Raw genomic sequence first — 14,859 nt, forward strand, 5'->3', positions numbered from 1 at the left:
TAATAGAGCCGAGAAATGAAATAACAGAAAATTAGTGGGGGTCAAGATGATGAAAGTGATGATAGTAAGAGACTATGATGAAATGAGCAGAAGAGCTGCAGAAATTGTAAAAGAGCAAATTCTGAAAAAACCCGACACTGTTTTAGGGCTTGCCACAGGTTCTACTCCTTTGGGCATGTATAAGTATTTAATAGAAATGCATAAAAATGGTGAAATTGATTTTTCAAATGTAATTACTTTTAATTTAGATGAGTACATAGGACTTTCTCCTGACCATCCGCAAAGCTATCATTATTTCATGTATGAAAATTTATTCAATCACATAAATATTAAAAAAGAAAATATACATATTCCAAATGGAGTCGCCGAAGATTTAGAAGAGGAATGCAAAAGATATGAAAGGGAGATAAGGAGAATAGGCAGGATTGACCTGCAGATACTAGGTATTGGGGTAAACGGCCATATAGGTTTTAATGAGCCAGATGAAAGCATTGAAACGAAAACCCATATAGTGACGTTGACGGAAGAGACTATAAATGCTAATAAGAGGTTTTTCAAAAGCATAGAGGAAGTACCAAGAAGAGCAATCACTATGGGATTGAGCAGTATTATGAAGGCAAGAAAAATTATGCTTTTAGCATCAGGAAGTAATAAAGCTAAGGCGATAAAGGAAACTTTAAAGGGGAGATTGACAACAAAAGTACCTTCTACTGTTTTAGCCCTACATCCTGATGTCACTATAATAATAGATAAAAGGGCAGCTTCTCTTCTCACGGATGAGGAGCTAGCCAATGTGGAATTGATAGATTAGGGCGCAAGCCCTTTTTTATTTTGTATAGCTTTTTACTTTGGGGTATAATAGGTTAGAGGATTACATAAATTGGCTTAATAGTGGTGAGAAAGATGATAAAGATGTTTTTAAAAGGATTTGAACTTTTAAGCCATAACAAGTGGAATAGGGAAAGAGTTCTTAAGTACAGTGAAAGGAAAATGAGAGAAATTGTAAAATATGCTTACAATTCAAGTAGATTTTATAAGGAATTTTATACAGAGCATGGGATAAAAGAAAAAGACTTAGATGTCATACCAATTGAAGAATTGCCTATGATAGACAAGGATTTGGTTAAAAACAATTTTCTTGAGATAATAACTGGCAATATATCTATGAAAGATATAGAAAATGCTATTAAAAGTGATGAACTTATGGTTAAAGTAGGCAAATATATCCTTGTTCATACTTCGGGAAGTACAGGAAAACCATGTAATTTTCTTTATGACGAGGAAGGAATTGATACAATAGAGGCGAATATGGTTCGCATAAGCGTAGGAGGTAAAAATTCAATTGAGCTTAAAGATTTTCCCATAAAAGTGCTGTACATCGCCGCTGTAGGAAGTGGTTATGCTGCTACAACTCTTGCAATGAGTGGAATTAAAAAGTATAAAGCTAAAAGCATTGTAGTAGACATAAAAGAACCTATTGATACTTGGAAGGGAAAAATTGAATCTTTTAAACCTGTGTATGTAGCTGGCTATCCTTCTTGTGTAAAAATACTGGCGGATATGAAAGAAAAGGGAGAAATTGATATAAAACCTAAAAAGGTAATAACAGGAGGAGAGCCTTTAAACAAAGAAGTCAAAGAATATTTGGCTTCTGTCTTTGACGCCGATATAATAGACTATTATGGCTGTACTGAGTCCATATTTTTAGGAATGGGATCTAGCTGGTATGAAGGCATGTATTTGATGGATGACATGAATTATGTGGAAGTAGATGAATTGGGCAGACTCATCATAACTCCTCTTTACAATAAGGCTTTTCCTCTCATAAGGTATAGATTGAAAGATGTGGTAGAAGGCTTTGACAAATTTCACAAAGGCGTTTTGCCTTACACTTATATCAAAAGAGTTGTTGGAAGAGAAGAAGAGATGATGTGGTTTAAAAATGAAAAAGGGGGAAGTGATTTTCTCCATCCGCTTTTTATTGATGACCTTGACGTTCAGGGGCTAAAGGAATATCAATTTGTCAAAACTTCAGAGGAAAGTTTTGTGTTAAATTGTGTAAAATTTGACGATTACAGCAGTGACATAGAAAAGCAGATAAGAAGGCAAATCGATGAGTTTTTGATGAAAAAAAGGTTAAGAAATGTGAGGTATGAGATACGCTTTGTAAAAGAATTGCAAATCGATAAAAAGACAGGGAAGGCGAAAATGGTCATAGATTACACAAAAGATAGAAGGTAATTTTTAGCTTTTTTATTGTTATTTTCAGAAGAATGTAATATAATATTTACTAGTTATACCCCATAGGGGAGGGAGGTGTACCTGTGCCAATTTACACTGCTTTTGCGGCAGGGATTGTTTCTTTTTTGTCGCCGTGCGTTCTTCCGCTCATTCCCGCTTATGTTTCCTATATTTTCGGCAATAGAAAGAACAATATAGTGAATTTGATTCTCTTTGTACTGGGGTTTAGTTTAATTTTTGTGTTGATGGGAGCAACTGCAAGCCAATTGGGGAAACTTTTTTTATCTTATAAAGATGCTTTTAGGAAGATTAGCGGGATAATAATAGTAATTTTTGGGCTTCAGATGACAGGACTTTTTAGGCCTCTTTTCTTGAATAAAGAAGTGAAGCTAATAAATATGGAAAATATACAGACAGGCTATATAGGTTCATTTATACTCGGGGTTACATTTGCAGCAGGCTGGACGCCCTGCGTAGGTCCTATTTTGGCTTCTATTTTGTTATATGCTAGTTCTGTAAGTACTTTAAGCGTAGGGGTAATACTTCTTTTTGCCTATTCTATGGGGTTAGGGATTCCTTTTATTGTTACAGCCCTTTTGATTGACAAGTTTAAAACCATGTACAAGAAAATTAATAAGATACTTCCCTACATAGAAGTCGCAAGTGGTGTTATTTTGATAATATTTGGCATTTTACTGTATTTTAATATGCTTATAAAAATAACAGGATATCTTTATTAAGAGGTGGTAAAAGTGAAGAATAAAAGTTTAATTTTTACAATTGTTGCAATTGCGCTTATAGGAGCTTTGATTTTTGTTTTAAATAGCTACACTAAAACCGCAGAACCTACCCCTTCAAAAGTGGAAAATCAAACTAAATCAAATTCTTCCAATGAGGAGCGCAAAGTAGGAAATGAAATAGGGGATATAGCTCCTGATTTCACTTTAAAGGACCTTAATGGCAATACTGTTACCTTATCAAGTTTGAGAGGAAAGAAAGTAATACTCAACTTTTGGGCTACTACTTGCCCTTACTGTAAGATTGAGATGCCTGCTTTGGATAAGTTTATAAGGGCGCATAAAGATGACACTGTTTTGTTGGCTATAGATTTAGGGGAGAGCGAAGCGAAAGTTAGACAGTATTTAGAAGGAAAGGGATACCAGTTTACTGTGCTTTTGGATTCAGATTTGAGCACAGCCTACGATTATAAAATACAGTTTATACCGGTTTCTTATTTTATAGACAAAAATGGGGTAATAAGGGCCATCAGCAACGGGGCTATGACCTACGATGAAATAGAGGAGTACTACAAAGCGCTTTCAGAATAAAAAAGAGTATCTCTCGTGGGGAGATACTCTTTTTTATGCGATTACATTTAGAGCCTGTCTGTAATTTACCACCTTTATATAATTTGCCTCTGGGTCTTCTGTGCCTTGAATGCTTAAATTTGCCTCTTTCATTTTTTCGACGTATTCTATAATTTCCATTGTTATTCTTTCGCCAGGGCAGAGCACTGGTATTCCAGGTGGATATGCCATTAAAAATTCTGCGCTTATCTGCCCTACACTTTCTCTCAGAGGAAGAGCCACTGTAGGAGCGTTAAAGGCATATCTAGGTGAAACTACTAATTCGGGAATTTCTGGAATATCTATTGGCTTTGCTACTTCTATGTTTTCGTCGTACAATTCGTCGCTTATCTCTCTTAAAGCGCGAAGCAAGTAATCTACTTTTTCTTTTGTGTCTCCAATTGAGAATACGCAGAGGACATTGTACATGTCCGAAAGCTCTACTTGAATGTAGTATTTTTCTGCTAAGATTCTTTCCAGTTGATGCCCAGTTATACCTAATCCTTTGGCAGTTATGGTCACTTTTGTAGGGTCAAAATCATAAGCGCCATCGCGACCTACTATTTCTTCGCCAAAGCAGTAAAGCCCTTTAATTTTATTTATCTCTCTTCTGGCGTATTCAGCTAATTCGATAGTCCTGTCCAGAAGTTCCTTTCCTTCTGTAGCCATTTGCATTCTTGCTACGTCCAGTGACGCCAGGAGTATATATGAAGGGCTTGTGGTCTGTAATAAGCTCATCACCTGCTTTACCCTGTTTATATCTATCCTGTCTCCTTTTACATGAAGCATTGAACTTTGTGTCATAGAACCAATAATTTTATGAGTGCTTTGAGCGCATATATCGGCTCCTGCTTCCATAGCCGAAATGGGCAATTTTTCGTTAAATTTAAGGTGAGGGCCATGAGCTTCATCTACCATTAAAATTGCTCCATAATCGTGGACAATTTCAGCAATTTTTACTATGTCTGTAGAAACTCCGTAATAAGTTGGGTTGATGATTAAAACCGCTTTTGCATCAGGATGCTGTCTTAAAGTTTTTTCGACCGTCTCAGGGGTGACGTTCAAGGCAACCCCGATATTTTTGTCAATTTCTGGCTGCATGTAAATTGGTATAGCGCCACTTAATATGATTCCGGAGGTCACAGACTTGTGAATGTTTCTTGGTACAATGATTTTTTCATCTTCTCCCATTACGCTTAAAATCATAGCTTGGATGGCTCCAGAGGTTCCGTGTATTGAGAAAAATGTTGCGTCTGCTCCAAAAGCTTCTGCTGCCAACTCTTGAGCGTATTTGATAGGACCTGTTGGTTTGTGCAAGCTGTCTACTTGCTGAAACACAGTTACATCCATTGAGAGCACATTTTTTCCAACAAAGTCTAGAAATTTTTTGGCCATTCCCTCCCCTTTTTTGTGTCCCGGTACGTGGAAGGGAATTGTATTATTATTCACATATTCCATTAGAGCGTCAAATAAAGGGGTTTGAGTTTGATCTAGCTTTTTCAACCCTTTTACACCTCTTTCATAGTTTTTAATCTTTAAAAAACCTCCGGATTGAAACTTATTAATAACTTCAATTCATTATAAGACATATCCATTCAAATTTCAATAATAAATTTTGCGTTGAGGAGTAAATTGTTTGTAAAATTTTTGTGACATCTAAAAGGCTTATGGCACTATACTATATACTATGTTAATAAGCTTAAAATGTCAAATACATTTTATTGAAGGAAGAGGTTTACAGGCATAATTTCTAATTTGATTTTTATTAATTTGCTTGTATAATATAAGAAAGTCGCTCAAAAAAAGGGGTGAATGTATGCTCAACAAGCATTTGATCGAAGAAAGTACGGAAAAATTGAAAAACATGGGATTTGATGTAGAGGAAATACAGGGCGAGGTTGAACAATTGATAGAAGAGTTTGAGGAGTTTGTTGATTATAAAGTAAAATATGAAGTGTATGATGAATTCAATATATCAAAAGACAGGATAAGTGTAGGTAATGGGGAATTTCTACATGGAGAATATGTGGTTGAAAATTTGAAAGGCAGTGATTATATAGTTGCTGCAGTCATAAGCTTGGGGGAGGGGATTGAAAGCAAAATAAAAGAATTTTTTCAAAAAGGAGAGTATACAAAGGGATTTATTTTAGATACCATCTCAAATGTGTTTTTGGAAGAAGTTACCTTGGACTTTTGGAAGGACTTAAAGAAGAAATCGGAAAGTTACGGGAAGAAAATAACTCCAGTATTTTTCCCAGGAAATAACTGGGATATAAAAAATCAGTTGGCTATTTTTAGGTTAGCAAGGGCAGAGGAAATTGGGCTGAAGATAAATGAAAATTTTATGATATTGCCAGAGAAAAGCGTCTCCTTTGTATGTGGGATAGGGGAAAATGTTAAGACCTGTGAGATAGCAGCAAGTTGTGACAATTGCCCTTTAGTAGATTGTATATACAGGAAAAAAATTATGTCAAAACAGTTGGGGGAAAAGAGATACAAAGTCGTAGTATACTTTGAGGGGAAAGAAAAAGAGTTGGTAGCGAGAGAAGGAGAGAACCTTTTTTACTTGCTTTCAAGAAATGGCATATACTTACCTAACTCTTGTGGAGGAAACAGGATTTGTGGCAAATGTAGAGTTAGAGTAGATAAATCTTATGAAGTTTCTGAGCAAGAAGCCTATTTTTTGTCAAGAGAAGAAATAGAAAAGAATGTAAGGCTTGCTTGTTTTGTAGAAGTTCACGAGGACTTGAAGGTACAGGTCTTGTATAAAGAAGGCAAAGCCAGGATCTTGACTGAAAATAAGAAAGATATTGAAGTGCCTCTTGATAGTCGAATAGATAAAAGACCTGTAGTTATTGCTTTACCTACGTTGGAAGACCAAAGAGATTTTGTTGAAAGGGTGAAAGAAGCTGTAGGAGAATTTTTAGAGATTCCTTTGAGTGTGGTAAGAAATATACCTTCTTTTTTGGAAAAGGAAAATTCGAAGGTTACTTTGGTTTTGAGGAAAAGTGAGCTTATTGCCATAGAAAGGGTAGATCTGGCAAATAAAAAATACGGGATAGCCTTGGATATAGGAACTACTACTATTGTAGCCTATTTGTATGACCTGGATTCAGGGAAACAGATAGATGTATATTCTTCTTTAAATCCTCAGAGAAATTTTGGAGCAGATGTAATTTCAAGGATAGAATATGCCCTTAAAGAGAGAGATGGGCTTAATACTTTGCATTTTCTGCTGATTGAAGAAATAAATAAGGCAATTTCAGAATTTTCTTGGAGGAATAAAATAGAAAGAGATAATATTTACGAGATTGTAGCAGTTGGGAATCCCACGATGATACACTTTTTGCTGAAGGTGGATGTGAAGAATATAGCTGTTTCACCTTATGTACCTACTTTTACTTCTATGATGGAGATAAAGGCTAAAGATTTGGGGATAAAGATAAACGAAGAAGGGTATGTGATCACATTGCCATTGATTTCAGCCTATGTAGGTGCAGATACTATAGCAGCGGTGTTGGGCAGCAGAATGGATTTAGAAGAGGATATGAGCTTGCTCATAGATATAGGGACTAATGGAGAGATGGTCTTAGGCAATAAACATAAAATGATAGCTTCTTCTGCGGCGGCAGGTCCTGCTTTTGAAGGAGGAGGTATTACTTTTGGCATGCCTGCTCTTGAAGGAGCAATAGATCATGTAGATTTTGCTAAAGTTCCCCCTTACACTACTGTGGGGGGGAAAGAGCCAAAAGGCATATGCGGGTCTGGCATTGTAGATGCCATCTCTGAATTATTAAGGTATGGAATTATAGACAAGACAGGGCGAATTGTAAAAGATGTGGAGCTTTTTAAAGAGAGAGTCGGGGTTTTTAAAGGAGAAGATGCTTTTTTGATAGGAGGAGATATATATATAACGCAAAGAGATATTAGGCAGATACAGATGGCAAAAGGGGCTATAAGGGCAGGAATTGACATCATGCTCAAAGAAATGGGAATAGACGTAAAAGATGTTAAGAAAGTATTTTTGGCGGGAGGTTTTGGGAATTACATTTCACCTAAAAGCGCTGTTGAGATAGGCCTTATACCAAAAGAGTTGGAAGGAAAAGTTTTACAAATAGGAAACAGTGCGGGAATGGGGGCTGTCATGTGCCTACTTTCAGAAAAAGAGTTAAAAAGAGCTGTTGGCCTAAAGGACAAGATCAGATATATAGAACTTTCTACGCATCCTGATTTTCAAAAGAAGTTTATGGACGGGATGTATTTCTAAGTAAGGAAATTAAATCGTGGAAAATTAAGCTTAAGTTTGGAAAAAGCAAGGGAGTCTTATTGGAATATTTGAGGTAATCTTCTTTGAAGAGCCGACAAACAAAAAGGCAACTTTCAATGGAAGCTTCAGATATTGCAAGTTTTTCAACTCCTTTTAGTATAGTATCAATGGAATCATAACATTTTTCGGCAAAGTATCAAAGTAGGAGAGAAAAAGGTATTGAAATTTTTATTAGTCTGTGGTATTATATCAAATGTAACAGTTGCCGAAGTGGTGGAACTGGCAGACGCGCTGGACTCAAAATCCAGTGGGGCTCACACCCCGTGCGGGTTCGACTCCCGCCTTCGGCACCAGCTTAAAAATCAAGGTTTCCAGAGTTTTGAACTTTCTGGAAGACCTTTAAATATAGACCCAGTAATGCAATTAGATTATGCTTTAAAGGGTATCCCTGAAGAGGATACCTTTTTTTATTGCTTGTTGCAATACCTGTTAAATAATTACATACCGCTAACCGTATATAATAGGATGTCACCATGATACATGAATTAAAGGCAGAAAGTAAGAGTGTTCACTGATTGAGCGAAAAAAATAGCTTTTTTGGGAAATTTAATTAAGAAAATATCTTAGAAAAAAGGTATACCTGAAATGAAATCTAGTCTCCAAAAAATAATAAAGTCTGTCCTATGTTTATCAAGCAGTAGTTTATAATGGGCATTTTAAGTTTGGAGTTACAATGGCTATTATGATGAGAAATACAGTGTTTGCAGAAAATGAATAGTTGGAATTGAATGAGTTGTGAGCTTAGGCTATTCTTGTGCCTTAAAAGGAAACGGAATACTTTTCTATTAGCAATTTTTTCTGTGTGTAAAGGGACTATTAAAAATTTGGAATTAACTGTAGTAAGCACATTGGGAGTTTTGATAAAGGCGAAAGAAAAAGGAATTTTAAAAAAGTAAAACCGCTCTTAAATGAGATGATATAGGGAAAGGCTACATTTGCAGAAAATTATGCAATAAAATTTTAGAAATTTATAAGGAAAAAGTAAACGCACTGAAAAAGGCGTTTTTATTTTTGTAGAAATTTAGAGGCGGAAGGTGAAGCTGGAAATTAGAAATGAACGGATAGCGTAAAATTTCAATAAGTAACTGAGCAGGAAAATTAAGTATGAATGTGGAAAAAAGACCTCACCGGGAGAGAATCAAAAACCAAAGCGAAGAAGAACTAGCGTTGATTATTTAAAATAATGGGGATTTTCAATATAATGTCACCTCCCTCTATTATCTTTTATTTTCTCTTAATATCTTAGTTTTTCTTTAATTTTCTCATCACAACAAGAGCATCTCATGGCTTATATTACCATTTCTTACTTATCTAACCATTAAATGGGTAAGCTTAATAAACCTCATATCCTATTTCCATATTATGGCGGGATAGCTCCACTTATCTCATGGGGTTTACCCTCCCATGTCTCACTGGATCTTAGTCCTTAATTCCTTCGTTCTACCTGCCATGAGGTGGATGTCATTTCTGCTCCATTGCAGGGTCTTTGCCCGTATGGTGATTATTTTTATGACAATTCCCGCTCTTGTTGTCAATATACCATCTTGACTAGTTGTTTTTGCTTTATTTCTTCCTTTACCTTTTATGTCACGTCGTTCACACTTTCGTTTTCCCTAAAAATTAATTCTTCTTAAGGATCAGCTTTTTAGATGTGAGTAAGTTAAAGCTGAAGAGAAGATAATTAACCCTTAATTGATTTTATAGTATGTTGGCACTTTTTATGCAGCTTCCTGTAAGGCTGGCCTCTTTATGTCCTTCATCATCTTGATTGGGTCATATTTTACTCCTTTCTTTAATATGACATAAAATATCCTTATCAGTTTGTTGCACAATACTATTAGTGATTGCTTCTTTTTTAGCGGGTTTTGCGCTCTGGTGGTGTAATATTTGTGTAGTTCACGAAATTCTTCGTTTTTTGCGACCAAGGCCATTACTGCATTAAATAGCACACTCCTCAATCGCTTCCTCCCTCTTTTACTTATTGTCGTTTCTCCTTTATGCTTACCAGAGCTATTTTCTATTAGGTTTAATCCCCCTAGTTTTTGTATCTGTTTTGGATGTTCATATTTTTCAATATCTCCTACTTCTGCAATAAAACCTGCTACTGTGTTTACTCCTATCCCTTTGATTTCTAGTAGTTCTTTAACCCCTGGTATCTCAACTATTAATTCTTCCATCTTCTTCTCTATTTCTTCAATTTGTTTTTTGAGAAATTCGTATTGTTCAATGAGAGTCTTTATCTCGTATTCCGCCATCTTTATGCCCTGCTTCTTCCCTATGCTCTCCTTAGCAGTTTCTATCAGCTTTATAGCCCTTTTTTCTCCTACCCCTCTTTGTACTTCTTTCTTCCATATCGATATTATTTCTTCAGCACTCTTTTTTGCTATCTTCTCAGGCGTTGGAAATTCTCTTAATGTGATAAGTGCTGCTTTCCCTTCCCAGTCTGAAAATACGGTGTTAAACTCTGGAAAGTATATGTCCAACCATCTTGTTATTTGATTTTTTGTCATCCCTATTTGTTTGTTCAACCTCTCTTTTATGTCCATCGCTACCCTTAATTCCGCATATACTCCTTCAGGTATTATCGGCTCTACATATCTCCCGTCTTTTACTAGCATTGCTATTGTTTTTGGGTCTTTCTTATCGCTTTTTGTGGGAGAATTGTCATCTAATTCTTTGCTCATCTTTACATGAAATGGATTAACCAATACTACCTTTATGTTATTGTCTTTAAGGTATTGGGCAAAACACAGCCAATATTGCCCTGTCGGTTCTATCCCTACTATTAGTTTGTTTTTCTTATGTCTCTCCATCAAGTCTTTTGCCCAGTTAAGAAATTTTGTCATACCTTCTCTATTGTTCTCAAATCTTAGGTATTTTCCATATTCTACTCCTCTGTAGTCAAATGCTCTGGCATAATGGCTTTCTTTTGCTATGTCTACTCCCGCAATTAATGTGTCTCCCGTTACTTGCAAAATCTTTTCATTTTGTTTATACTTCATTTTAGGTACCTCCTGTTTATTTTGATAATTCGAGGTAAGTTCTTAAACTTACACTCTGTATTTTATCAGGAGGTACTTATTTTTTCAAAGTCCATTCTCCCTTATTTTTTATTCATTACAGGAATGCTCCATTATTTTTTATATTTTACTTTTGACTATTTTTTCTAGCTGGATTAATCGGTTTCAGAAATGCAGTAAATGATTCTCTATATTACAAATTTTAATAATTTTTCAAAAAAAAAAAAAAAAAAAAAAAAAAAAAAAAAAAAAAAAAAAAAAAAAAAAAAAAAATATTAGATAATTCAAAAGGATTTTATCGAATTTTGTCGAATATAAATAAAAAAAGAGGATTAGGTTATTTATGGGGAGGGTTTATTGCATGGGAGAAATCCCATTTGAGCAATCATATGCGATTAAAGATTTGGGTAACGAGTTAGAGAAGTTAATGAGAAAAATTAATGGCTTAAATTTACCTCTTTATGATGAGAATTTTGCTCTAATTTGTGAACTACAAATAGACATGCCACAAAACAAGCACGAGGAAGAGTTCATAAAGAGAAAAACAAAAGATTTTTTAAGAAATGCGTTAGATACACATTTTCTTTTTACTTTACCTAAAACCGATGAAATATTATTATTTCTTGGGTTTGATAGAAATAGATATGAAAATCGGACATATAGGAATATGTTAAGAGAAGTTTTTTGTAAACTGCAAAGAGAAATACGCACTTTAACTTCACATTTCAAATTAGTAGTAGGAGTCAGTTCATCAATAAAAGGGGAGTTTTCCTTTAAAAAAGCCTATACTGAGGCTCATGTAGCGAAAGAGGTAGGAAAGAGGATTTACAAGGAAGAAACCCTTACTTTTTATGACGATTTAGGTATATACAAATTTTTGCGTTTTGTTGATAGAGAAGATATTTTGAAAGACGAAAGTATCCGTTGTATTTACGAATATGACAAAAAGCACAATACAAATCTACTAGAAACCTTAGAAGCATTTATGGATAATAATGGAAGTATAAAGAAGACGGCTGAGAAAACTTTTATGCATCCAAATACGATTAAATATAGGTTAAATAAAATAAAGGAATTGGCAGGAGAAGATATACTAAAGGACGAAAGTAAGAGATTCTACTACTATCTATTGACAAAAGCAATAAGACTAATTTTGGATTTGAGTAATGTGTTTACTATTCATAGCAAAAAATACACAACATGCTATTTTTTTTGTCCTTTTAAGACATATGTTTTTTCCAATACTGTTATTATAATTAAATTTAAGCGAAAGCTCCAAAATTATAGGAGGTGAACTTTAGATAGCATAAAAGCACAAAAGAAAAAATGTTAAAGGAAGGTAGAGCATGACATCTGACGTTACTCATTCTTTATTTTACATGCTACTAGCAAGAGATAGAGCAACAGCCATTCATTCTCGAAATGTGGCAAAATACGCTATGACGATAGGCGTTGCATTGGGCTTAGATTCAGAGGATATGAAAGAACTATATATAGCTGCTCTATTGCATGATTGCGGCAAGGTTGCATTGCCAGACAAGCTTTTAAAAACGTCTAGAAGCTATACACGTTGGGAAAAACAAATGATGCAGCAGCATGTAGTAATAGCAAAAAAGTTGTTAGTAAATCTCGGTTTCCCCAAAAAGATTATTGACGGCATTTATTATCATCACGAAAGATACGACGGTATGGGTTATGTGGAAGGTTTAAGGGGTGAAAGCATACCACTTTTCGCACGAATAATTGCTATTGCAGATGTATTTGACGCGCTTACAAGCAAAAGACCTTACCGAGATCCGTTATCCATTCAACAGGCTATTGACGTATTAAAAGAATCAAAAGGACAGTTTGATGAAGAATTGTTGGACATTTTTTTAAGATATATTAACAAATCATATGTCGATACTGTTAAAAATATTTAAATTCAAAAATTTTACAATATTATGGGAGGTTTAAAATATGGCTGAAAAAAATCATAAGACACTTGCTCCTTTGAGCGGAGAGACCACAAGTACAACTAGCATAAATACAGCCATGGAGGGGGTAGATAAAAAGCAAATTGAAATACAAAGGAAAAAGGCGCGCACCTTTGCAAAAAGGCAACAGGCAGCGGAAAAAATTGCAGCAGCAACAGAAGAGCTTTCATCTGGAGTTGAAGAAGCTTCAGGAGCAATTGAAGAATTGAGATCTTCTATGGAACAAATTGCTAGCGGGGCAGAGGAAGCAAGCAAAGCAATTCAGGAGTCACTCGCAGCAATTGAACAAGTAACCAAAGGAGCAGAACGTTCAGCAGAGAATGCCCAGAGGGTATTGGATAGGGCTAAGGCTATTCAGTTACTTGTAAAAAAGACAGCTGAAGACATAGAAAAGCTTGTAGAAGGTGTAAATAAAGCATCGGCTAAAAATGAAGAATCAGCAAGACTTGTAGCACAACTAGAAAAGCAAGCAGAGAATATAGGTGATATAGTCAAGACAGTTGGGAGAATAGCAGATCAAACTAATTTACTGGCATTGAATGCAGCCATAGAGGCAGCACGGGCTGGAGATCACGGCAGAGGATTTGCCGTAGTCGCTGATGAGGTAAGGGTACTTGCTGAAACTTCGGAAAAGGCGGCTAATGATATAAGAGAAGTAGTAAACCAAATTCAGCAAGAAGTTAAGGTGGTAGTAGATGCCATTAATGGAGCAGCAGCCAAAGCACGTTCACAGGTTGAAAGAGGGAAAACTATAAGTGAAGGTCTTGTTTCTATTCTCACGGCAATGGATGAGGTAGTAAAAGGGGTGTCTTTGATAAATGATCTCAGTCGTCAATCGTTTCAAGCTGTACAAGAATTCCAAAAAGGAGCGGAAATAATAGCAAGCAATGCCGAAGAGCAGGCTAGTGCTACAGAAGAGTCACTTCAAGCGATAGAACAACAAGCAAAAGCTCTCGCTGATGTAAGTCAGGCGGCTGCTGAACTTGCTGAGATGGCAGAAGATTTAAGGACGTCCACTGATACTCAAAAATCGGCTGAAAGCTTTGCAGCTGCGGCAGAAGAACTTTCCGCTGCGATAGAAGAATTAAGCAAATCAGCAGATCAAATAATGGTTGCACTTTCCCAGATATCCAAAGGTGCTGAACAGCAGGCAAGTGCAGCAGAAGAATCTTCCAGCGCTGTTGCTCAGGTAGAAAAAGGAATGAAGACGATTGGCGAGCAGGCGCAGTCGGCTTTAAATAAAGTGATGGAACTTTCAAGGTTACTTGAAACCAACAAGAGCAATGTAGATCAGCTTATTGCTGGTATTGAAGATGCTCTTAATGAAAACAAGCTAAATATAGAAAAAATAAAAACGTTGGAGTCTATGGCTAAACAGATCAATAAAATTGTGGATACTATTGTCACAGTTGGTATTCAAACAAACATGCTTGCGGTAAGCGGAGCTATAGAAGCTGCAAGAGCAGGAGAATACGGTAAAGGCTTTGCAGTTGTTGCATCGGACATAAGAAATTTGGCGCAAGATAGTACGAATAATGCAGAGCAAATCAAAGAACTGGTAAGAGCTATACAGGAGCAAATAGAAATAGTGCTTGAAGATGCAGAGGCAATAGGCGATTCTACTGTTGAAGAGGTAGAAAAAGCTAGAAGTACTTCAAAAGATTTGGAGCAGATAGAAAAGGATATGAAGGAAATGGTAAAAGCTAGCGAAGAAATTGCAGAAGAGGCTAATCAGAGTATATTAGCGATAGGGCAAATAAGGGAAGGAATAGACCAGATTGCATCTGCAGCCGAGGAGGCTTCAAGGGCTGCACAAGAAGCAGCTGCAGCCGGTAAGCAACAAGCAGCGGGTATAAGGGAGTTAGCACAAGCTATTGAAGACATTGCAGCACTAGCCGATGAAATGCAACAGCTTTAAGATTTAAATATATTGGTTAAGGTGATGGTTT

10 protein-coding genes and 1 tRNA gene are annotated in these 14,859 nt (G+C 35.9%); 9 read left to right on the forward strand and 2 right to left on the reverse strand.

The genetic code is table 11. The features are described from left to right. Positions 1-49: 49 nt before the first annotated feature. From nagB to TTE_RS04955, 4 genes are all read left to right on the forward strand, one after another. Positions 50-811 (forward strand): glucosamine-6-phosphate deaminase, encoded by a 762-nt coding sequence (gene nagB, locus TTE_RS04940; RefSeq protein ID WP_011025392.1) that lies wholly within the window; start codon positions 50-52, stop codon positions 809-811. Positions 812-903: 92 nt separating this feature from the next. Continuing rightward, positions 904-2,241, forward strand: coding sequence for a phenylacetate--CoA ligase family protein (locus TTE_RS04945; protein WP_011025393.1), 1,338 nt, complete (start codon positions 904-906; stop codon positions 2,239-2,241). Positions 2,242-2,324: 83 nt separating this feature from the next. Then, entirely contained in the window at positions 2,325-2,981 is a 657-nt protein-coding gene (locus TTE_RS04950; protein ID WP_009611141.1) for a cytochrome c biogenesis CcdA family protein, read from the forward strand. A gap of 12 nt (positions 2,982-2,993) precedes the next feature. Next, entirely contained in the window at positions 2,994-3,569 is a 576-nt protein-coding gene (locus tag TTE_RS04955; RefSeq protein WP_011025394.1) for a TlpA family protein disulfide reductase, read from the forward strand. 33 nt (positions 3,570-3,602) lie between these two features. Here the strand turns inward: TTE_RS04955 and TTE_RS04960 are convergent, their stop codons facing one another. Further along, positions 3,603-5,090: an aminotransferase class I/II-fold pyridoxal phosphate-dependent enzyme gene (locus TTE_RS04960; RefSeq protein ID WP_011025395.1), complete on the reverse strand. Its 1,488-nt coding sequence runs from the start codon at positions 5,088-5,090 to the stop codon at positions 3,603-3,605. A 313-nt stretch (positions 5,091-5,403) separates the two neighbouring features. On the opposite strand from TTE_RS04960, the gene TTE_RS04965 reads away from it, so the two are divergent. Further along, positions 5,404-7,854: an ASKHA domain-containing protein gene (locus TTE_RS04965; protein ID WP_011025396.1), complete on the forward strand. Its 2,451-nt coding sequence runs from the start codon at positions 5,404-5,406 to the stop codon at positions 7,852-7,854. A 264-nt stretch (positions 7,855-8,118) separates the two neighbouring features. Continuing rightward, positions 8,119-8,207 (forward strand) — tRNA-Leu (locus TTE_RS04970). A gap of 1,425 nt (positions 8,208-9,632) precedes the next feature. Here the strand turns inward: TTE_RS04970 and TTE_RS04975 are convergent. Next, a complete protein-coding gene (locus TTE_RS04975) occupies positions 9,633-10,916 on the reverse strand; it encodes an IS110 family transposase (RefSeq protein ID WP_011025398.1) in 1,284 nt (427 codons plus the stop codon). 379 nt (positions 10,917-11,295) lie between these two features. On the opposite strand from TTE_RS04975, the gene TTE_RS04980 reads away from it, so the two are divergent. Genes TTE_RS04980 through TTE_RS04990 form a run of 3 tightly spaced genes read left to right on the forward strand, consistent with a single transcriptional unit; the run spans position 11,296 to position 14,828 of the window. Beyond that, positions 11,296-12,228, forward strand: a complete 933-nt coding sequence (locus tag TTE_RS04980; RefSeq protein ID WP_011025399.1) for a PucR family transcriptional regulator — start codon at positions 11,296-11,298, stop codon at positions 12,226-12,228. Between the two features lie 52 nt (positions 12,229-12,280). Beyond that, positions 12,281-12,856, forward strand: coding sequence for an HD-GYP domain-containing protein (locus tag TTE_RS04985; RefSeq protein WP_011025400.1), 576 nt, complete (start codon positions 12,281-12,283; stop codon positions 12,854-12,856). A 37-nt stretch (positions 12,857-12,893) separates the two neighbouring features. After that, positions 12,894-14,828: a methyl-accepting chemotaxis protein gene (locus tag TTE_RS04990; protein WP_011025401.1), complete on the forward strand. Its 1,935-nt coding sequence runs from the start codon at positions 12,894-12,896 to the stop codon at positions 14,826-14,828. Positions 14,829-14,859 lie beyond the last annotated feature (31 nt).

This window comes from Caldanaerobacter subterraneus subsp. tengcongensis MB4, from assembly GCF_000007085.1.
GTDB lineage: Bacteria > Bacillota > Thermoanaerobacteria > Thermoanaerobacterales > Thermoanaerobacteraceae > Thermoanaerobacter > Thermoanaerobacter subterraneus.